Here is a 19,016-nt window from a genome sequence, read left to right as displayed (position 1 = left end):
TACTAATACGACGAAAGGCGAGGTAAAGAACCCCTGCCCACTTGATGATCTGGAAAGTAGTTTCGGATGCTTCGAGTACCGCCCCTAACCCGCTAATGACTATTCCGACGAGGAGCACGAACGCTAAACACCGACCTACCAGGGCGAGGATTGCGGGCCTCAACCCTTCCCTGCTCCCATTGGCGAATGCCAATAGATTGTTCGCCCCAGGCGACGAGGCAACGATCAAGGCAGAGGGGAGAAACAATAGGAGCTGGTTCAGGGTCATGACTATGCCTCCGGCTAGCATTTGCGATACTTCCCATCAATTGTTCACAGCTACATTTTCTTGAACGTTCCATCACCCCGCCAGTTCCAAAAGAACGAGATCAAAAATCTACTGAGCTGCAGCGATGTTTTGTACAACCGCGTCCTACTGCAGTGCTTTCAGAATGAATTTAGCACTCATCCACCCTTAACTAATCGGATGAGACGACTCAGGTACATAGAAGGATAGAGGTAATGCAAAACCTCAAGATCGCCACATTTAACGTCAACGGCATAGGCGCGCGCCTGCCCAACCTTCTGCATTGGCTTGAAAAAGAGCGCCCGGACATCGTATGCCTTCAGGAGTTGAAGGCACAGGACAAAGCTTTTCCCGCAGGCGATCTAGAGGCGGCCGGCTACGGCTCACTGCACCATGGCCAAGCCGCCTGGAACGGAGTGGCCATTCTTGCGCGCGATTCCGAACCGCTCCTGATTCATAAAGGCCTGCCTGGTACTGAAGACGACACGCAGTCTCGATACCTGGAAGCTGCTGTCCATGGTGTGATCGTCGGGTGCCTGTATCTTCCAAATGGAAATCCGCAACCCGGGCCTAAATTTGATTACAAGCTCAAGTGGTTTGAGCATCTGATAGCGCATGCCGAAACACTAAAAGCCAGCGAACACCCGGTTGTCCTCGCGGGTGACTACAACGTTGTGCCCACCGACTTTGATATCTACAACACCCGCTCGTGGCTCAAGGATGCACTCCTTCAGCCTGAGAGCCGCGAGTGCTTTCAAAGGTTGTTGAGCCAAGGTTGGATTGACTCAGTGAGGCACCTGTATCCGGAAGAGCGTGTGTACACGTTCTGGGACTATTTCCGTCAGCACTGGCAGAAGAACTCTGGCTTGCGCATCGACCATCTTCTGCTGAACCCGGTGCTTGCTCCCCACCTGAAAGACGCCGGCGTGGACGCATGGGTTCGGGGCGAAGAGCACGCCAGTGATCACGCCCCGACATGGATTGAGATCTCACCCCGACAAACCAAGTCAAAAAGGAAGTCAAAGTGAAACGCAAGCGACGCGCAAGCAGCAATACACACCACTAACACCCTTGATCAGTACAATCGTAAGCGTGATTTCGACGCGACCTCAGAGCCATCGGGCAATAAAGCCTAAGGCAGCAAAGAATAAAACCGTTGAACCGGTTGCGCTGCAGTTTTGCATCCAGAAGCACGACGCAACACGGCTGCACTACGACTTTCGCCTAGAGCTCGACGGTACCCTCAAAAGCTGGGCGGTACCCAAGGGGCCGTCGCTCGATCCAAAATCCAAACGCCTGGCCGTGCATGTCGAAGACCACCCTCTCGACTACGCAACCTTTGAAGGCACGATACCGGAAGGGCAGTACGGTGCTGGCGACGTCATTGTGTGGGACCGCGGTATCTGGAAACCCATATCGGATCCAGCTGAGGCTTACGCTAAAGGTCGATTAGATGTGTCGCCACGTTACAGCAGATAACAAATTTAAATAACCGTATCTAGATGGCGCGGCCAGTAAATCAAGTCGTAGACAGTGAAGCAAAACCATTTGCAGAGAGCATAGATGGTGGTACGAAGACCGAGGCGATGGTGTGCAAACCGTTCATCAAGTCAAAGGAACAACCTTCCTCTCAGGTCGTCACTCTTTTGAGGCACAGCTTGGCAGCTAGCTCGAAAATCACGTACACACGGTGAATGCATGTCTGAAAAAAAACACAATCGTTCTGTTCAGCCCTTGGACGTCCCTCCGGATGAACAGCTACATACCGTAGACGAAGGCATCGGCTTGACGGACGACCAGCGGGTAAGTCGAGAAGATTCCGATAGTCAGATCGGAGCGCGCGTTACGCCTGGGCCTGCAGATCAAAAACGTCAAACAATGCGGCGATAGTTCGCTTATTAATGACTTCAAAAGGAAGCTCCCATGTTTGATAAACCACGATTCATCATCAGTTTCATTCTCGGCAATCAGCCACAAAGCCGGACGCTGGAGCATGACAGCGAAACCCTTGCGCCCGTTGAAGCAGAAGCGCTGGTCAAACAAACCTTTCCTGAACTGAAGGGCGCCTCCATGACTGATGTACAGGTTCAAAAAAGAATCAAACCTGACGAAAGCGACAATGTTCCAGGGCATTATCAACAGCCCTGAATTTCGTGCGGAGAGGACGTTGATAATGAACCCGGTCAGAGCGAAGTGGTTTGTCACATAGAGTTCAGTCTTTGGGTCAGTGGTACAAGCTGTGACTCTGAATGCCTTTCTGGAGGATGCCTCCAATAGTGCGTACTCCAGATCCGAAAGCGCGAAAGTGGCTTTGGGTAAGAGCCAGATGGCAGAAATACAGAATAAAAGACTTCGCTCATCGGACGATCAGCAACAAAGCGCAGCTACAGGATAAGCTCAAGGCGCTTTGTGACAGACTGCGCATGGACTTACACACAGAGCTCTCTCTACTAGGCGAAGCAAAGCAGATGCGTCTTAAATCGCAGGACGGTTCCTTTGATCGCAATTATGTCGATGGTGAGGCAGGGACTCTTGAACAGAAAGTGTTCTATTCCTGAAAGAGACGCTGTCCCCGAAAATCCAGAGCTGAAGAAAATTCGCCGCAGACGAGTTACCGGAGGTGCTCAGGCAAGAGCAAACGGCTAGGAGCCTTCAGGAAAAACTTAAGCCCTCGGCAGGCAAATTTTCTCCGCCTCATGATCCCCCCCTTGAAGGTCTAGTCTCTTACCGGTTACTAGATTCAGTCAAAGACCTTCGCTTTGCAAAGAACAATCCTGTCAAGGAGCTGAGCGAAATTTCAGCTTGCGAGGCGAAAGTCAAAAAGACGCGACTGCGCAATCTTCCACGGGTACGTGCGTGCGACACGATCGCGCCCGAAATGACGTTAAGTACCTTGGCCTAGACCCTCCACTGCCCGCCTATAGTTTGCAGTAGCCTTCTCAATCATCCGTCTACGATCTTCACGGGTGATAAACCCTTCCTCGCAATACTCCTCTGCAAGGCGCAGTAATTCGTCATACTGTTCAGGAGCGCTCATTCGAACCTCAGGGTGCTCAAGGAGCTCGTACCAGGTCGTCAACGCTTGTGCTTTTCTGTCTTCATACATAATGAACATCTCCACAATGTTAACAGTAGAGACGAGAGCTATTAAACGGTTCAAGCACGGCGATGAACGGATATACCAGAAAGCTGTCACCCGCTCTACCCTAGGGGCAGTCTCCACCTACGAGTGTCACTGACCGAGTCGATGACTTTTTCCGCATATTCCGCTGTGGCTTTTTACCGCCGTCCTAAATCGGCGTCATTAAATGACTTCGTGTCGAACCTCCCCTATGTGCTTCTCTCGACTTAACTCATGCGACCTTGGCTACACGTTCTGTGTCATCCCACATTTAGAGACGCGTCGGTGAACAACCAAAAAATCTTCGCGGGGCTAAGATGATTCTGTTGGCAGCCCAAGGCTGCACGCGGGTAAAGATTACTCGGTTGCCTAGATTTTCGATCCCTGTGATCACGTGTGGTGTCGGCGTTTCCAAGATCCGCGGTTCGACGGTCTGCTCGATAAAGCAAGTCGGGACCGCAAGCCAAATTCGTACTTGGCGCTGTGCACCATGTCCTTGAGCAGGTCACTCAACCACGCATCGGTGAGCCTCATTGGAGCTGCCGAAGCATGACCCAAGCGGCTGAGATCTCGGCCACCAGCATGCATAGAAGACGGGCTGTCAATGGTTTGAAACGCCTCTTATCCGTACCTTTTTCAAACTGGCCATCGAGTCGCCGTCGCTGTCCTGCACTACGGAAGAACTACACAAAAACGCTGGGTGGATAGTAGTGCATCCGTATGGGCGAGTAGGGAGCGCGACTTCGCTAGCCGGGCTTTGAGGGGTTGGGTGGATGACTTGGGCGGATACATACCTCAGATTTTTCATCATGACGCGAGCTGCGTTCCGCTAGCGATACCTTATTTGCCGCTTTCCGTAAGAAACGTTGAACGTAAACCGGAGCTATCGCTCATAAGTTTATGGGCGCTACTGTCCATCAAACTATGAAGAGGAAATTAACATGGCAAACGTACTAAAAACTTGCGCACTTACCCTATTTGTCAGCGTAGCCACCCAAGGTGCATTCGCAGCTCAGGATGATGACTTTGTGGAAGAAGCTTCCGCCAAGGGGGTCGCTGAAGTCGAGGCTGGCAAGCTCGCCCAAGAAAAAGGCAGTGCCACCGATGTTAAGAGCTTTGCCGAGATGATGGTCCAAGATCACACGGCGGCCAATGCAAAGCTAAAATCCATAGCAGACGCGAAGAACTTAAAAGTGTCAGACAGCGCGGAGTTGATGGATAAGGCTAAGGCGGCAATCTTGGAACTGCGCAGTGCTAAATCTTTCGATCAAGCCTATGCCAACAATCAGGTTAAGGCGCATGAGGCCACGATTGCACTCTTCGAGAAAGAAGTCTCTGAGGGCAAGGACGCTGAAATTAAAGCGTTTGCCACTGAAACACTTCCTAAACTGAAGATTCATCTGGAGCATGCCAAGACGCTGTCCGAGGCTCACGGTGCCGATACGAATTAATAGAAGGGAAGCCTTCTAAACGCCTCCCTCGTTTAACACGAGGGCGAAATTCAGATGCCATAATAAAGGCAGAAATGTATAAGATAATTACGCCACATGAGTTATTGATACGTCTCTTGCCTAGCACTTATGCAGTGCACGTGGTGGCTGGCCTTACAGGAGCGATGTGTGTGGAAAGGAGACCGGGCAGATTTTAACGTGCACTGCCCGGTCACTTCTTACTTCTGCATAAAATGCGTTGGATATCAGATCCCGGACCTACGCTAGTAGTCTACTGGCTGGACATTTTGAACCTGTGGGCCTACATCTGACACGCCGCAGCAGACCAATCCGTAATCACCTTCGGCTGTGATGCCTTAACTCGTTGAGCACGCACTCAGCCTGAGCTAGCCTGATCCCGTATCCAAACAATCACCCCGGATTGACTGGATGACCACTCTCGCCAAACCCATCAACTGCGCCGTGACCTGAAAGAGGCTGCGGCCCCGCTCAACTTATGGGGCGCAGACTTGACGCATTTTTCCGTAAAACTATCAAATAGTTCGCTAGAACATAAAACCCGCGAATTGCGAGCACGTCAAAGTTTCCTAGGTTCAGGATCAGCTTGCAGGTTATGTGGACAATTTCAAATGCCGACTAACAAAGCGAAAGCGGGCGCACCCGAGGAAGGTGCTTGAGTGTGCCCGCCTGGCTGCAGAGCTTTGCGCCATTAATGCTGGATCAATCCAGTCTACATCCATCACGGCCGAAAAATAAAATGTGATGCTGCAAATACGGCGAGCCTTGAACAGGCTCTACAACACAAAATTGGCGTGCTTCTGCTGGGACGTATAGTCGGACTGTTGAGGTCATTTTTGGGTCAGATTCTCGATGTATCTAGATGGACGATGCATAAGTGCTAAGCTGAAACAACTTCCAAGACTATTAGCAAACTCGCTATGGATGGATCGACAGCTACGAAAAACCGGATATGAGAGCCGCTTTCTAGCGTGCTAGCGTGCTAGCGTGCTAGCGTGCTAGCGCGGCACGTTCGACCATTACGGATTAACAATCGCTAACCTAACCCAGCGCCCGGTTTTTTGTTCTGAAGCAAATCAATCAAACCGGCTATCCCAGCGGATCGGACGACCGGAACCGCTTCGTTTTATCTGCGCCGACAGATGGCATGATCCATTCTGAACCCCTGTCTGCCTCAAACAGTCGGAAAAGATTGGGAGAACTTCCCATTTCACCGTCCCGAAAGAGGATTTCTCTATGAAAATTTCAGAGGTAATGACAACAGGCGTACGAACAGTTAAATCTACCGATACAATCAAATACGCAGCACGACTGATGGAGAGTATCGATAGCGGCGCCATTTTGATCGAAGATCAAGATCGCCTAATCGGCATGGTTACTGACCGAGACATCGCCCTTAGAGGCGTCGCCAAGGACCTGGCTTCGGATACCCCTGTCAGTGAAATAATGAGCGGAGACATCCGGTATTGCTTCGAGGATGAAGAAGTTGACCATGTAGCTCAAAATATGACCGATATTCAACTTCGTCGCTTACCTGTGCTCAGTCGTGAGAAGCGACTAGTGGGCGTGGTTTCGCTAGGTAATATTGCCAGCGCCAGATCTCAAAACGCATCCGCTACAGTTCTTGAAGGGGTGGCACAACCCCGATAACAATTATAGGTTGCTAAGCCCGGCCAGCGCCGGGCTTCTTGTCTCTGCGAAGACAATCTGAATGAACGTATATCTGGACCATTGGATCACCCCAGACATCTACGATGTACAGCCTGTAGGCCTCAGCCATGCTTATTCAGGAACACTCAACCGTTTTCAAGAACGGAATATCTCAGCTCTCGGTCGTTGCGCCGAGTCTTCCGTCTCGCTGGCTGACAATGCCGCTGATAGTTTGATAGGCCTGCGCGATCTCAAATAATCACGGGAGACTTCGAATATGTCCAGGTCGTTGACCCCCTTGGATTTATTATGACTCTGCCGAAAGGGTCTTGCTCACATGGCGTGGCTGGCTGTCCTCAAATACCCACGACCCGATATATAGGCCCGCACATGCGGGTCCCTTTCTGTCCCCCCGCCCAGGCTAAGCGCGTCGATAAGATCGCACAGACGCGTCGCGCCGCAGTCTTGCCTCTTCCTTGATCTCAACTACAAACTTCGCTATCGCGCGACTGGAGGACAGGTCAACAGGTTCGATTCCTGCAACCGTCAGTTCCTCCACTTGGGTAACTGGGTTGATCAGCTGAATCATAAGCCGGTTGTCCGCGTCGATTGTGCAGACACACTGCGTGGGCAGAAATGCTGTCTCGATGATATGACGTAACTCGAGGAGAGAAATCATCGCTCGTTCCTCCGTACTGTTTGACGTTTTGGTGTTTGTCCGCCCCCCATACCTGTCTAATTAATTTAGCCAAACTATGAGGGGACGTCGTTCAACTTGTGCATTTTCCGACGTATGCCACATCGTCGCTACGAATGCGCCAATGGTGGCCGCATGCCACGAAGGACAATGTTGCCATCTCAATTATGAAAGGACTTTTTGAAAAGAAGCCCATGAACAAAAGAAAGCTTAACTACAGGATGAGTGCTGGTCGGATCCAAAAAGAAGTGATGCAAATGCTGGGTATCGCCGCTCATCCTTCATCGGATACGCCACCACGACTCGCAATGTCCCAAACCGATCATGACCGGCCACGCAGGCCTATGGCTTCATAGCCAGCCAGTAGCGCCAAGAATCACAGCGCCGGGGTTGCTGGGAGAGCGCTACCTGGCATCGGCTAGGCTTCGTCAGGTTAGGTATGACTCTATCCCTGCGTCCGCAGTACCGTGACTCGTCAATTGCGCGGTCATCGGGGCATAGAGATGCACGTCCTCGGGAGGGTATCCACACCGAGATTAATGGCGCTATCCAGCTTCGCCAGCCATCTGTTCAAAGGAAATTTCTCCATTGCGACGGCCCATATCGGCTCAGGCGTGAACCCCATCTCGATGAGCGGCTCGGGACCGACTGCGCTCACAATCAGATGCTCGCCTTCACCGATGGCAGGTGCTGGCTCAAGGCCGCCGTAAAGATTGCGATGCCAATCGGTGATGTGCTGCTGCCAACGTGCGAAGTTTCCACCGCCCTTCTGACGATACTCATCGCCCTCCAGCACAGCCAAACCATCGATCGAGTGCATGGCCAGGTAGAGAGGGCAACCAGTGTTCAAGGCCTTGAAGCGCTGCGACGTATGGAACCCGCTGACCGAAATAAGCGCGGGCAGTTTTTCCAGGCTGTAGAAATCATTCCACTCTGCTTCGCTGGCTGGGTCGGCGAAGCTGCACTCAACGATATAAATCATAGGAATCACCCGCTACCGAACCGCTTATGCGTCCGGCCCTCTTTGGTTGACGTTTAATCAAGGTATAACCAGGGAGTCGACGCACAAAAACGTTTTTTCGGTATGCTTCAGTGATAAAAAATCAAGCTAAGCCGATCCCCCAGCTTCAGCCTAGGAGCGCTCATGCGAAGGAAGATCCCCAGTAGCACGGCGCTGATGGCATTCGAGGTGGCTGCGCGCCACGGCAGCTTTGCACGCGCGGCAGCGGAACTGTCTCTGACTGAAGGCGCCATCAGTCGCCAGATTGGCCGGTTGGAAGCCTTCCTCGGGGTCACGCTGTTCGAGCGGGTCGGCAATCGTGTCCGTCTCCTGCCCAATGGAGAGCGTTACGCGGTACAGGTTCGCGAATCGCTTGACCGCCTGGATCGGGACAGCCAGTACTTGATGGGGCAACCGAACGATGGCGCAAGCCTGGACATCGCCACCATCCCGACATTCGCGATGCGATGGCTCATTCCTCGCTTGTCACGATTTCAGAAGAAGCATCCGAACATCACGGTGCATTTGGCCGAGCGCATGGAGCCCATCGTCCTGGCCGGAAGCGGATTCGATGCTGCCATCCATTTCGAGCACCCAGCGTGGACTGGAATGAGGACATACCCCCTGTTGCATGAAGTGCTGGTTCCGGTTTGCCATCCTAAACTTCTGACAGGACGCAAACGAACAACCGCACTGGACGAATTACCGCGTCTGCACCGGCGACAGAACCCTGAGGCTTGGCAACACTACTCTCTGGAAATGGGTACGCCGCTTACCAACCCTGCAATTGGCGCACGCTATGATCTCCACGGTATGTTGATAGAAGCCGCATTGGCCGGTCTCGGCGTTGCGCTAGTACCGCGCCTGTACGTTGAAACCGAACTGGCGTCAGGAAGCCTGATCGCCCCGTGCCCGGCGGGAAAAACCATCTCCAAAACCTTCTGCCTCATCCTCCCCGAGCCGATCGGATTAAGCCGGCAACCAATACAAGCGTTTGCTCAATGGCTATTAGAAGAAGCGAAGAAGGGGGCAACGGTTGGCTCGTAGTAGATATCCGTTCTCTAATTGTGATCAGATAGAAGGGCCACGTTACCGCCGGATACCCCCCTAAACGCCGCCGTCGTGGCCGTCTGCTGTCTAGCTACTTCTCAATCACAGGCCGCCACGGCACCAAACTATTTCACATGCCATTGTCCAGCATCGCGCAGCGCCCACTGATCAGACTCAAATCCATAACCAGGTGTTCGTGAGCAAAATGGCATAACAGGCCAATGATCGAAAGAAACTATTTACCTAGCCGGAGCTAATTATGGCAACGCGAAACGTTGTGCTGACCCCTCACTTGGAACAGGTTATACAGGACCTGGTTCAATCCGGTCGTTATCAGAATGCCAGCGAGGTAATGCGAGAAGGCTTACGGCTATTGGAGCAACGCGTCGCCGAAGATACCGCCAAAGTTGAGGCCCTGCGTCAGGCGACCTCGATCGGCATCATGGACCTTGAGCACGGGCGCTTTACTCAGGTGAACGAAGAGGATCTGGAGCACTACCTCGACGGCTTGAGCCTGGAGGCTACCCTCCCCGCGCGCCAGAAGCACTGAGCATGCCGCAGTATCGGATTCCAACACGGCGCGCGCCGACATTGTCGACATCCTCACGTTCTCCTAGACGCAGTTCGGCGATCAAGCACGCCAGCGCTACCCTCAGGCGCTGATCCTCACGGCGATGCTAGCCCTTGCCGCTACGCCCTATCGCATTGGTAGCCACGATCGCGATGGGCTTGTACCGGGCCTTCGCAGCTATTTACGCCAACAGGCCAACCCCCAATGGAACGATCAAAAACCCACGCCATATCGTGTTCTATCGTGTGGCAAACGACGACGTGATCGAGGTCGTCAGACTCCTTCATGACGCCATGGAAGTGGAAGTGCAACTGCACCTGCCCAACAACTGATCCCGACCTGGCCCAACGGCATAACTGCCCATGAACAGCGAAGGTAAGGCAACCCCCTCTACATCCCAACCTAACGTTGCGTACCACGCTCAATGCTGAATAACCGCTTCCTACGCATTTCCCTGGCCTGGCGCCTAGCATCACGCTGCATCTACCCATACGCATGCGGATCAATGTGCCTGGCGCACGGAACACTGGCCACCATCTGGACTGACGTCCGTTGAAACGGCTTGTCAGTTCGCCTTGACGTTGGTCCAAAATGCGTTTTACCGCCTAACATTCCAGCGTTAGTGCAATTTTCAACTGGAGATCCGTCTCTGCAAACGGCTTATGCAAGACCGGGCAGTCGGCAAATTCTGCCGGTAAGCCACTGACGCCATAGCCCGTGCTGAATAAAAAGGGAATGTTGCGTGCGCGCAGAATCCGGGCGGCCGGAAAAACTCGCTCTCCAGCCAGATTCACGTCAAGAATCGCCAAGTCTACATCCACCACGTTTGCCACTTGCAGCGCCTTCGCCAGTTGGGCCACGGAGGCAACCACCGTGCATCCCAAGTCTTCGAGCATTTCCTCGATCAACATCGCAATGGCGCCCTCGTCTTCAACTAGGAGCACCCTGATTCCTGTGAACGAGGTCATGTTTTGTTCTCAGCGACCATGAACGAGAAGCGACAGTGAACGCCCTCAGGGGCGAAGTTGAGTTCAAAACAACCGCCTAAATCGCGCTCGATGCAGCGTTTCATCAGTCGCGAACCCAATCCTTCGCGCTCCGGCGTGAACACGGTGGGGCCATACTGTTCGCGCCATTCCAGTGTGAGTAGCGCTCCGCTCAGTTGGGATTGAACGCTCCAGTTCACTGACAGTCTGCCCGTCTCGACGGACATCGCTCCATATTTAAGCGCATTGATTGCCAGTTCATTAAGCGTCATCGTCAGGCTCAGGGCGACGCGGGTGTCAACATCGATAGCATCACCGGTGATCACGACGCGGCCGGGCTCATTGCTCAATACCGGCATTAACACTTCATGGGCTAGAAGCCCCAGCGGAGTAAGGCCCCAATGCCGCTTCGTCAGCAGGTCGTGGGCACGCGACAACGCAAGTAGTCGGCGCTCGAACCGGGTATATCCGTCCTTGGCATCCAGTGCATTGCGCGCTGTCTGGGCCGCCAGGGACTGGACCGTAGCCAACGTGTTCTTGACCCGATGATTAAGCTCGTCAATCAGGTTTTTTTGCCGGTCTTCGGCCTGCTTTCGCTCGGTAATATCCACGAGCATATTGATAGCGCCGATCAGGTTTCCATCGGCATCGTGCAGAGGGGTTGGATACGGAGTAAAGGGCACGCGGGTGCCATCCGGCCGCTCCGCAATGGCCTCGACGCCCCGTATGGGCCGGTTTTCCTTAAGCGCCACGGCCATTGGGCATTTATCGTGAGGAAGGTGGGTTCCATCGGTGTTAAACAATTTCCACGTTACGCACCACTGATCGCCCAGTTGCGGCGTTCGCCCCGATAACTCGATTGCCGCACGGTTATAGAATGTAATACGCCCCTCGGCGTCGGTGGTGTAGACCGCCGCAGGCAGCGCCTCTAGCAGATTGCGCATGTGTCGCTCGCTTTCACGCACCCGATTTTCCATTTCTCGGGTCAGTGTGACGTCCTGTATGACTCGCACACCATAGCGAAAGCTGCCATCAGGAGCCCTTACCGACGAGCTATAAACATCCAGATAAAGGGCCTGATTATCGAGCTTCACGGCCCGTTTGCGTAATACGTAGTTGTCCAGCTCACCCGCCACCTGCAGTGCATATAACGCTGCATCCTGCTCAACACTATCTGGATGGGTATAGTCTAGGAAAGTCATCGACAGCAGCTGCTCGCGAGACCGGCCAAGCATGGTACAAAGGGCATCGTTCACACGCAGCAGCCGGCCATTCTCTCCCGCCTCGGCGATGCCAATGGTTGCCGCCTCGTAGGTAGCCGCAAGCCTGTCATCGCTCTCCTGGCGCTCAGTCTCGGCGTCATGCACGCGGGTCACATCGATAGTGAAGCAACGGGTATTGAAAAATTTTCCGTCTTCAAATCGCCCATTGGAAGTGATCGCTACGTGTTTGATGGTGCCATCCTTAGCCCTCAGACGCGCCGGGTAACTCTTCAGGCAGTCACCGCTACCGAGCCTATAGAGGATGTCGCCGATTACCGGTTCATCCAGATGAAATTCGGTGATGTGACGGCCAATGTACTCGTTTGCTGAATAGCCCAGCAGCGACAACTCCGCTTTATTGGCCCGCAGGATAATCCCCTCGCCGCTAACAATATGAAGGCCAACGGCGCTATTCTCGAAAAAGTCCTCAAGATCGGAGCTTGTGCGTCGCAATTCTTCGGCGATGGCGTGGTGCGCCGAGACGTCCTGAAAGCAATTGATCGCGCCTTGGATTATTCCAGACCGATCTCTAAGCGTGCGGATACTCATGAGCGCTACAAATCGCGATCCGTCCGGGCGCTCAATCAGCACTTCCTGGTTACGCGCACACAGACCCGCTTTGAGGGTCGAGGCCATCGGACACTCGTCTACAGCTAACGGCGTTCCGCCTGTAGTGTGAAGCCGATACGAGCCGCAAAAACGGTCCCCATTTTCACCTAGCGCTGGTGTTCTTCCCCACAGATTGACAGCCTCGCGGTTGAACCTGACGAGCCAACCGTCGCGGTCGCATAGATAAATAGCCCCCGGAATGGCATCGAGCGAGTGGGTCCCCATAGCAACCAAGCTCTCGTACTCACTTGGCTCGCATTCGGGGAGCTCATCAACATTCAACATACTTGATCCTCAATCCACCGGGGTTGAAACGCGCCTGTTATGGACGGCTTTGGCTCCCCCTGAGTGTATGTCCTAAGACGGCATTCCACCGTGGATAAATTTCATTTAACGCGGGAAGACTTATCCTAGGCACTAAGGCACTGGATCGCTATTTGTTGCCACAGGCCTGTACGGAAGAATCTATTAGTGCCCCCATCAAAGCCCGCCGTCCTCAGCAAGATCTAATGACTGAGGAATGGCAATTCCAGCCTCAGAGAGCGGATTCCAGGGGCCACTGTTCGGTCATTTTGACTCAGCTTTTTCCCGCGATGATAACGACCCCAATCCGCTCTGCCAGATTGAGCACCGTGTCGAATACAGTCGAGTCGCCGGTCAAGCTGCGTGACGCTCCCTGCGGATGGAGTGCGCCGTCAGGAATCCGGTCACCGAAGAGCACCACCGCACGTGCCAAATCATCTTGTCGCGACACCCAAGACAGCCCTTGGGCATCTGGACACTGACGGTGGATTGCCTCGGCCCATTTGCGCGTTGCAGGGTACTGGTCTTTCTCAGTGTCGATCAGTTGTTTGCGCGTGACGCCCAGTTTCCGCAGGGGCACGCTGGACAGGTCCACTAGGTGCAGCGGTTGGCTAATCTGGACGGCAGAATGCACCTGTCCAGTCAGCTTGCCCTTGTCGAAGCTCTTAAACCCAGCCGTATGGGGAACGTCGTGGAAGACGGTCTCCATCAAGGCGCAATCGACTGTCGTGCCTCCATACAAGGTGGGAATCGCCCGCCCCTGATCATCCTGGATCGGGCTGAAGCGTGCGTTGCCGTGCACACCAGGATTGAATTGATCAGGCTGATACTTATCTTGGTGCACACGATGAAGCACATCGCCTTTGGCGATCACGGTGAAAGTGACGTGCAACGTAGCCGCAGGCACTGGGGTAACGGACGCCGCCAAATCCGTGGGAGGCGTCGTCCTACCCTCACTGGACTCGGTACGCTGCTTAGCCATGGACAATGCCCTGGATTTCATCCTGTGCGGCAGCAATCACCCGATCAGGCTCCGGCGCCAGCAAGTCCTGGGGCCTTTTGCCGCCCAGAAAACTGTTATCTGAGCGGAACCAGTAAGCCACACCCCAGCAGTCCTTGTGGCCAGCGAAAGCCTCAATGACTTTGGCTAATGCCTTGAACGGCCGATAACCCGCATCCGGATCCAAGCCGTAACCAGGGAAATAGTCGACCCCACCGTGATTGATGGCAAATATCTGCCCCTGCTTTTTCCATTTGTTGGGCTGGGCACTCGGGTTTCGGGTACTCAACTGGGCCACCTGCGCGATATCCGCGGCGGTCAGCCAATCACCGCTTTCCAATACCGCTTTGCGGGCTTGGACCAGCATTGCCGCTTCCTTGAGCAGTCGAGGCGAAGGCGGCTTTCGCGTCACAAACACCTCGGCCAGGCGCTCAAGCGACTTAGGGTCCTGACGCTCCTGCAGCACCTCATACATCGACGAAGCCACATTGGCGAAGTTTTCCGCCAAGGCCTCAAATACATTGAGACTGACCTGATCGAAAGACACGACCAGCACTCGGTCCGCATGCGAGCGGCTCAAGCTGGCCCGAGCCTCCTTAGGCGTACCGATCAAGGTGGAGACGCCCGACTGCTCTGTTACGCTCATGGAAATCCCCTCATCAGTTATCTGCGCTATCAAATTCTAGCATATCTTTGATAACCCTAGCTCTAGCCTAAGCTCCTTTCATCTGGATGCATAGGTCGGTTCGAGGGGAGCACGCCATGCCGTCGATCAGCACGGTGACTCTGGGACTAAAAGCCTAAGGATACGATCTTGGCTTTTTCAGTTATGCGAGCGAGCTCAAGACCAGCAATGGTGGACCGAGAGTTGGCATAAACCCGTTCAGCACTGCTTGAATTCCCAGCAGTCCAGGACGTCAGATCGGGCGGTCCCGCCCCTACCCCCTAGGGCTGAAGATCTGCATCACATCGTCCTAAGAAGGTGTTTTCTCGGCCAACAGTTTGGCATTGCGCTCAAGGCGTCGCTGATCGCGGGGATCGATTCCCTTCGCGACCAGCGCCCTGGCGATATCACGCAGAGCGCGAGCATCGCGTAGATCTATTTCAGGATAAGTACCTAGCGAAATACGAGGCTGTTTGCCCGCCCAAGAAAAACGAAAGTGCCAACTCTTGGTGCCTTTCGTATTCACAAAAAGCGCGAGACCATCAAAATCAGGAAGGGTGTAGTTTTTGGCGCGAGGCTTGGCGTGTCGGACCGCCGTAATGGTAAGGGCCATCGTACTAACTCCACTCATAAGAATGAAGGAGTGTTGTACGGTTTTCAGAGGGCCAAGCATCCCTAAAATCCGATTTACCAAGCGTCGAATTGATGTACTAAAAAATGCACTAAAAAATTGCGGCTGTTGATGTATCGGAGTGGACTTTACTGGAACTAAAAAAGAGGCCAAAGCCTCTTTTTTTGTATTCTAAATACTTCAATGGAAGTCTATAGAAAAATAATTGGAGCGGGAAACGAGACTCGAACTCGCGACCCCGACCTTGGCAAGGTCGTGCTCTACCAACTGAGCTATTCCCGCGTCTTGGTGGTGTGCATTCTATAGAATCCAGAACCCCCGTCAACCCCTTGATTCAAAAAAGTTTTATTTCTTTTCAACGGTGGTACGCAGATGCGGCCAGGCGGCGCGCAAATACTGAAGCATGGACCACAGGGTCAGGCCGGCGGCGATGAGCAGCAAGGCGTAACCGATAAGAACCCAAATCGAGAAGTCCGATGGGTTGGCCAGCAAAATCACCAGCGCAAGCATTTGCGCGGCGGTTTTCCATTTGCCCATGTTGGAGACGGCCACGTGGGCGCGGGCGCCGATTTCGGCCATCCACTCGCGCAGGGCCGAGACAACGATCTCGCGGCCGATGATCACGGCGGCCGGCAGGGTCAGCCACAGGTTGCCATGTTCCTGCACCAGCAGGACCAGGGCGACGGCGACCATGAGTTTGTCGGCCACAGGGTCAAGGAACGCGCCGAATGGCGTGCTCTGCTCCAGGCGGCGCGCCAGGTAGCCGTCGAGCCAGTCGGTTGCGGCAGCGAAGGCAAACACCGAACTGGAGGCGGCGTAGCTCCATTCGTAGGGCAAATAGAACAACAAAATGAAAATCGGGATAAGCAGGACGCGTAGAACGGTGATCAGATTAGGGATATTCATCGGCACAACTGGCTACGAGGTGAGAAGGCATTCTATTCGCTGTGCAGACTTGCATAAATCAATTCTGCGAGCTTTTTACTGATACCGGGGGCTTTGGCTATTTCGTCAATGCTGGCACGGGATAGCTCCTGCAAGCCACCAAAATGTTTAAGCAAGTCGCGACGGCGCGTCGGGCCAACGCCCGCCACCCCTTCCAGGGTTGAGGTTCGCCGGGTTTTGCCACGGCGGGCGCGGTGGCCGGTAATGGCAAAACGGTGGGCTTCGTCACGAATCTGTTGGATCAGGTGCAATGCGGGTGAGTCGCCCTTCAAAGTGAACTCATGGGCGGCATCATTCAAGTACAACGTCTCGAAACCGGCCTTGCGCGTGGCGCCCTTGGCTACGCCGAGCAGGATCAGGTCGGGCACGGCCAGTTCGTTGAGCACGTCACGGGCCATGGACAACTGGCCCTTGCCGCCGTCTACCAGCAGGATATCGGGGAGCTTGCCCTCGCCGTCCTTGAGCTTACTGAAGCGCCGCGTGAGCGCCTGGTGCATGGCGGCGTAGTCATCGCCGGCGGTGACGCCTTCGATGTTGTAGCGCCGGTAATCGGACTTGATCGGCCCTTCCGGCCCGAATACCACGCAGGAAGCCACGGTGGCTTCGCCGCTGGAGTGGCTGATGTCGTAGCACTCCAGGCGCTGGGGCGGCTCGTCGAGGTTGAGGACCTCGGCCAGGGCATCGAAACGTGCGGCAACGTGCTGACGATTGGCCAGACGCGCGCCCAGGGCCTGTTCGGCGTTGGTCACCGCCAGTTGCTGCCAGCGCGCGCGGGTACCGCGTACACGGTGGCTGATGTCCAGCTCGCGCCCGCGCAGCTCGTGGATCGCCTCGATCAGCGTGGGGAAGTCCTCATGCACCACGTTGACGATCAGTTCGGACGGCAAGTCGCGCTCGGGGCTACTGACGTAGTACTGGCCAAGGAAGGCGGCCATGACTTCGGCCACTTCCTCGTCGATACCAGTCTGCGGGAAGAAGTTCTTGCTGCCCAACACTCGCCCGCCACGCACGCTGATCAGGTGCACACAGGCGCCGCCCGGGTTGACGAATGCAGCGATCACATCGACGTCGCCGTTGCCACCCTCCATGCTTTGCTGGTCCTGCACGCGGCGCAACAGCGAAATCTGGTCGCGCAACTCAGCGGCCCGTTCGAAATCCAGGGTGCTGGCGGCCTGCTCCATGGCGCCGGAGAGTTCATCGGTGAGGGCATTACTGCGTCCTTCGAGGAACATCACCGAATGGCGCACGTCTTCGGCGTATTCAGCAGGTTCAACCAAGCCGACACAGGGTGCCTTGCAACGTTTGATCTGGTATTGCAGGCACGGCCGCGTGCGGTTTTTGTAGAAGCTGTCTTCGCACTGGCGCACAAAAAAGGTCTTTTGCAGCAGGCTCAGGCTTTCGCGGATCGCACCGGCGCTCGGGTACGGGCCGAAATACTTGCCTTTGGCCTTCTTTGCGCCTCGGTGAATGCTCAGGCGCGGGAAGTTGCCGTCGGACAAATACACATAGGGGTAGGATTTGTCGTCACGCAGCAGGATGTTGTAGGGCGGCCGCCACTCCTTGATCAGCGTCTGCTCCAGCAGCAGCGCCTCGGTTTCATTGGCGGTGATGGTGGTTTCAACCTGGGCGATACGCGCCACCAGCGCGGCGGTTTTCGGCGCCAGCCCGGCCTTGCGAAAGTAGCTCGCCAGGCGGTTCTTCAGGTTCTTGGCTTTGCCCACGTAAAGCAGGCGTGCCTCGCTGTCGAACATGCGGTACACGCCAGGGCGGCCACTGCAGGTTGAGAGAAAGGCACTTGGATCAAACGGTGTGGTCATGTCAGGCGCTGGCGTCCACCATGCCGTGGCGTACCGCGAGCAGGGTCAACTCAACATCACTGCTGATGGCGAGCTTCTCGAAAATACGATAGCGGTAGGTGTTGACGGTTTTGGGCGACAGGCACAGCTTGTCGGAGATCGTCTGTACTTTCTGGCAGCCGACGATCATCAAGGCGATCTGGATTTCCCGCTCCGACAGCGCATCAAACGGCGAGTCGCTGGTAGGCTGGAACGATTTGATCGCCAACTGCTGGGCAATCTGCGGGCTGATATAGCGCTGGCCGGCAAATACCAGGCGTATGGCTTGCACCATCTCGGCCAGGCCTGCGCCCTTGGTCAGGTAACCGGCTGCCCCAGCTTGCAGAAGCCTCGTAGGAAACGGATCTTCCTCGCACACAGTGACCACCACGACCTTGATGTCCGGATGGCTGCGCAACAATTTGGTGGTGGCACCAAGACCGCCAATCCCAGGCATCTTGACGTCCATCAAAACCACATCGGGTTTCAACTCCCGAGCCTTGATCAGGGATTCCTCCCCCGATTCAGCCTGGCCGACTACTTGCAGGCCATCGATGTCAGCCAGCATTCGTGTAATGCCCGTACGAACGAGATCATGGTCATCGACTACTAGCACCCTAATCAAGCAGACACCTCGCGATATGGTCTTATAGGTTGCTGAACACCTTAGCAAAAAACCAAGGCGCAGACCTAGCTGCTAGCGTCATATATATAGAGTTTCAACGCGATGCGGCGGCCCGTCGGATGACAAGCAGCGCTATTTCCTGGGTAAAAGGTCAGGAATCCTGGGGTTGCGGTTTGCTTTTCCCATTCGACGCAGCCGAATGTTCGGCCAGGGTAGACGTCAGGCGGCGGATTGCATCATGGTCTTCCTTGAACATGGCGCGGTAATCACCGAGGACCTTTTCTTCTATCTGGCTGAGGTTTTCCAGTTGAA

The 19,016-nt window shown here is 54.6% G+C and carries 19 protein-coding genes, 1 tRNA gene and 3 pseudogenes; 10 read left to right on the top strand and 13 right to left on the bottom strand.

Going from position 1 to position 19,016, the window contains the following annotated elements; all coding sequences use genetic code 11:
• The coding region (locus FEM54_RS05125) for a LysE family translocator (protein WP_171045798.1) at positions 1 to 268 on the bottom strand (268 nt) is incomplete at its 3' end.
• 233 nt (positions 269 to 501) lie between these two features.
• On the opposite strand from FEM54_RS05125, the gene xth reads away from it, so the two are divergent.
• The 7 genes from xth (at position 502) to FEM54_RS05085 (ending at position 6,785) form a co-directional block, all read left to right on the top strand.
• On the top strand, positions 502 to 1,314 hold the full coding sequence (gene xth, locus FEM54_RS05120) for an exodeoxyribonuclease III (protein WP_138449783.1): 813 nt from the start codon (positions 502 to 504) through the stop codon (positions 1,312 to 1,314).
• Positions 1,247 to 1,765, top strand: coding sequence for a DNA polymerase ligase N-terminal domain-containing protein (locus FEM54_RS05115; protein ID WP_240792711.1), 519 nt, complete (start codon positions 1,247 to 1,249; stop codon positions 1,763 to 1,765). Before xth ends, FEM54_RS05115 begins: the two co-directional genes overlap by 68 nt.
• 444 nt (positions 1,766 to 2,209) lie before the next feature.
• On the top strand, positions 2,210 to 2,434 hold the full coding sequence (locus FEM54_RS05110) for a hypothetical protein (RefSeq protein ID WP_054069327.1): 225 nt from the start codon (positions 2,210 to 2,212) through the stop codon (positions 2,432 to 2,434).
• 101 nt (positions 2,435 to 2,535) lie between these two features.
• The gene (locus FEM54_RS35055) at positions 2,536 to 2,844 is read left to right on the top strand and encodes a DUF4142 domain-containing protein (RefSeq protein ID WP_138449781.1); all 309 of its coding nucleotides are present in this window, start codon (positions 2,536 to 2,538) and stop codon (positions 2,842 to 2,844) included.
• A gap of 1,504 nt (positions 2,845 to 4,348) precedes the next feature.
• A complete protein-coding gene (locus FEM54_RS05095) occupies positions 4,349 to 4,858 on the top strand; it encodes a DUF4142 domain-containing protein (protein ID WP_027616371.1) in 510 nt (169 codons plus the stop codon).
• A 1,254-nt stretch (positions 4,859 to 6,112) separates the two neighbouring features.
• The gene (locus FEM54_RS05090) at positions 6,113 to 6,526 is read left to right on the top strand and encodes a CBS domain-containing protein (RefSeq protein WP_138449780.1); all 414 of its coding nucleotides are present in this window, start codon (positions 6,113 to 6,115) and stop codon (positions 6,524 to 6,526) included.
• 61 nt (positions 6,527 to 6,587) lie between these two features.
• Positions 6,588 to 6,785 carry a hypothetical protein gene (locus tag FEM54_RS05085; protein WP_138449777.1) on the top strand — a complete coding sequence of 66 codons (198 nt, stop codon included), beginning with the start codon at positions 6,588 to 6,590 and terminating at the stop codon, positions 6,783 to 6,785.
• Positions 6,786 to 6,947: 162 nt separating this feature from the next.
• Here FEM54_RS05085 and FEM54_RS05080 read toward each other — a convergent pair whose 3' ends face one another.
• Positions 6,948 to 7,205 carry a DUF1652 domain-containing protein gene (locus FEM54_RS05080; protein ID WP_138449775.1) on the bottom strand — a complete coding sequence of 86 codons (258 nt, stop codon included), beginning with the start codon at positions 7,203 to 7,205 and terminating at the stop codon, positions 6,948 to 6,950.
• Between the two features lie 505 nt (positions 7,206 to 7,710).
• Positions 7,711 to 8,205: a sugar ABC transporter gene (locus tag FEM54_RS05075; RefSeq protein ID WP_240792710.1), complete on the bottom strand. Its 495-nt coding sequence runs from the start codon at positions 8,203 to 8,205 to the stop codon at positions 7,711 to 7,713.
• 162 nt (positions 8,206 to 8,367) lie between these two features.
• Between FEM54_RS05075 and FEM54_RS05070 the strand changes: the two genes are divergently transcribed.
• From FEM54_RS05070 to FEM54_RS34975, 3 genes and pseudogenes are all read left to right on the top strand, one after another.
• Positions 8,368 to 9,270: a LysR substrate-binding domain-containing protein gene (locus FEM54_RS05070; protein WP_138449773.1), complete on the top strand. Its 903-nt coding sequence runs from the start codon at positions 8,368 to 8,370 to the stop codon at positions 9,268 to 9,270.
• Between the two features lie 262 nt (positions 9,271 to 9,532).
• Complete coding sequence (locus FEM54_RS05065) at positions 9,533 to 9,823, top strand: type II toxin-antitoxin system ParD family antitoxin (RefSeq protein ID WP_138449771.1); 291 nt, start codon at positions 9,533 to 9,535, stop codon at positions 9,821 to 9,823.
• Between the two features lie 2 nt (positions 9,824 to 9,825).
• Positions 9,826 to 10,176, top strand: a pseudogene (locus tag FEM54_RS34975) (type II toxin-antitoxin system RelE/ParE family toxin).
• 273 nt (positions 10,177 to 10,449) lie between these two features.
• On the opposite strand, the gene FEM54_RS05055 reads toward FEM54_RS34975, so the two are convergent.
• From FEM54_RS05055 to FEM54_RS34545, 10 genes and pseudogenes are all read right to left on the bottom strand, one after another.
• On the bottom strand, positions 10,450 to 10,812 hold the full coding sequence (locus FEM54_RS05055; protein ID WP_138449769.1) for a response regulator: 363 nt from the start codon (positions 10,810 to 10,812) through the stop codon (positions 10,450 to 10,452).
• Positions 10,809 to 12,986 carry a PAS domain-containing sensor histidine kinase gene (locus FEM54_RS05050; RefSeq protein WP_138449767.1) on the bottom strand — a complete coding sequence of 726 codons (2,178 nt, stop codon included), beginning with the start codon at positions 12,984 to 12,986 and terminating at the stop codon, positions 10,809 to 10,811. The genes FEM54_RS05055 and FEM54_RS05050 overlap by 4 nt, the downstream gene beginning before the upstream one ends.
• Positions 12,987 to 13,278: 292 nt before the next feature.
• Positions 13,279 to 13,986 carry an RES family NAD+ phosphorylase gene (locus FEM54_RS05045; RefSeq protein WP_138449766.1) on the bottom strand — a complete coding sequence of 236 codons (708 nt, stop codon included), beginning with the start codon at positions 13,984 to 13,986 and terminating at the stop codon, positions 13,279 to 13,281.
• Positions 13,979 to 14,683 carry a hypothetical protein gene (locus FEM54_RS05040; protein ID WP_240792708.1) on the bottom strand — a complete coding sequence of 235 codons (705 nt, stop codon included), beginning with the start codon at positions 14,681 to 14,683 and terminating at the stop codon, positions 13,979 to 13,981. Before FEM54_RS05040 ends, FEM54_RS05045 begins: the two co-directional genes overlap by 8 nt.
• 310 nt (positions 14,684 to 14,993) lie before the next feature.
• Positions 14,994 to 15,281: pseudogene (locus tag FEM54_RS05035) on the bottom strand (Arm DNA-binding domain-containing protein); the annotation flags it as partial.
• 224 nt (positions 15,282 to 15,505) lie between these two features.
• Positions 15,506 to 15,581 (bottom strand) — tRNA-Gly (locus FEM54_RS05030).
• 63 nt (positions 15,582 to 15,644) lie between these two features.
• Positions 15,645 to 16,205 (bottom strand): CDP-diacylglycerol--glycerol-3-phosphate 3-phosphatidyltransferase, encoded by a 561-nt coding sequence (gene pgsA / locus FEM54_RS05025; protein WP_099547687.1) that lies wholly within the window; start codon positions 16,203 to 16,205, stop codon positions 15,645 to 15,647.
• 32 nt (positions 16,206 to 16,237) lie between these two features.
• Entirely contained in the window at positions 16,238 to 18,061 is a 1,824-nt protein-coding gene (gene uvrC, locus FEM54_RS05020; RefSeq protein WP_017139022.1) for an excinuclease ABC subunit UvrC, read from the bottom strand.
• A gap of 1 nt (position 18,062) precedes the next feature.
• Positions 18,063 to 18,704: a response regulator transcription factor GacA gene (gene gacA / locus FEM54_RS05015; RefSeq protein ID WP_003190387.1), complete on the bottom strand. Its 642-nt coding sequence runs from the start codon at positions 18,702 to 18,704 to the stop codon at positions 18,063 to 18,065.
• A 151-nt stretch (positions 18,705 to 18,855) separates the two neighbouring features.
• Positions 18,856 to 19,016: pseudogene (locus tag FEM54_RS34545) on the bottom strand (transcriptional regulator); the annotation flags it as partial.

The organism is Pseudomonas edaphica, from assembly GCF_005863185.1.
In the GTDB taxonomy this organism is placed as follows: Bacteria; Pseudomonadota; Gammaproteobacteria; order Pseudomonadales; family Pseudomonadaceae; genus Aquipseudomonas; species Aquipseudomonas edaphica.
Note: the sequence above shows the minus strand (reverse complement) of the source record. Positions and strands in the feature narration are given on the sequence as shown.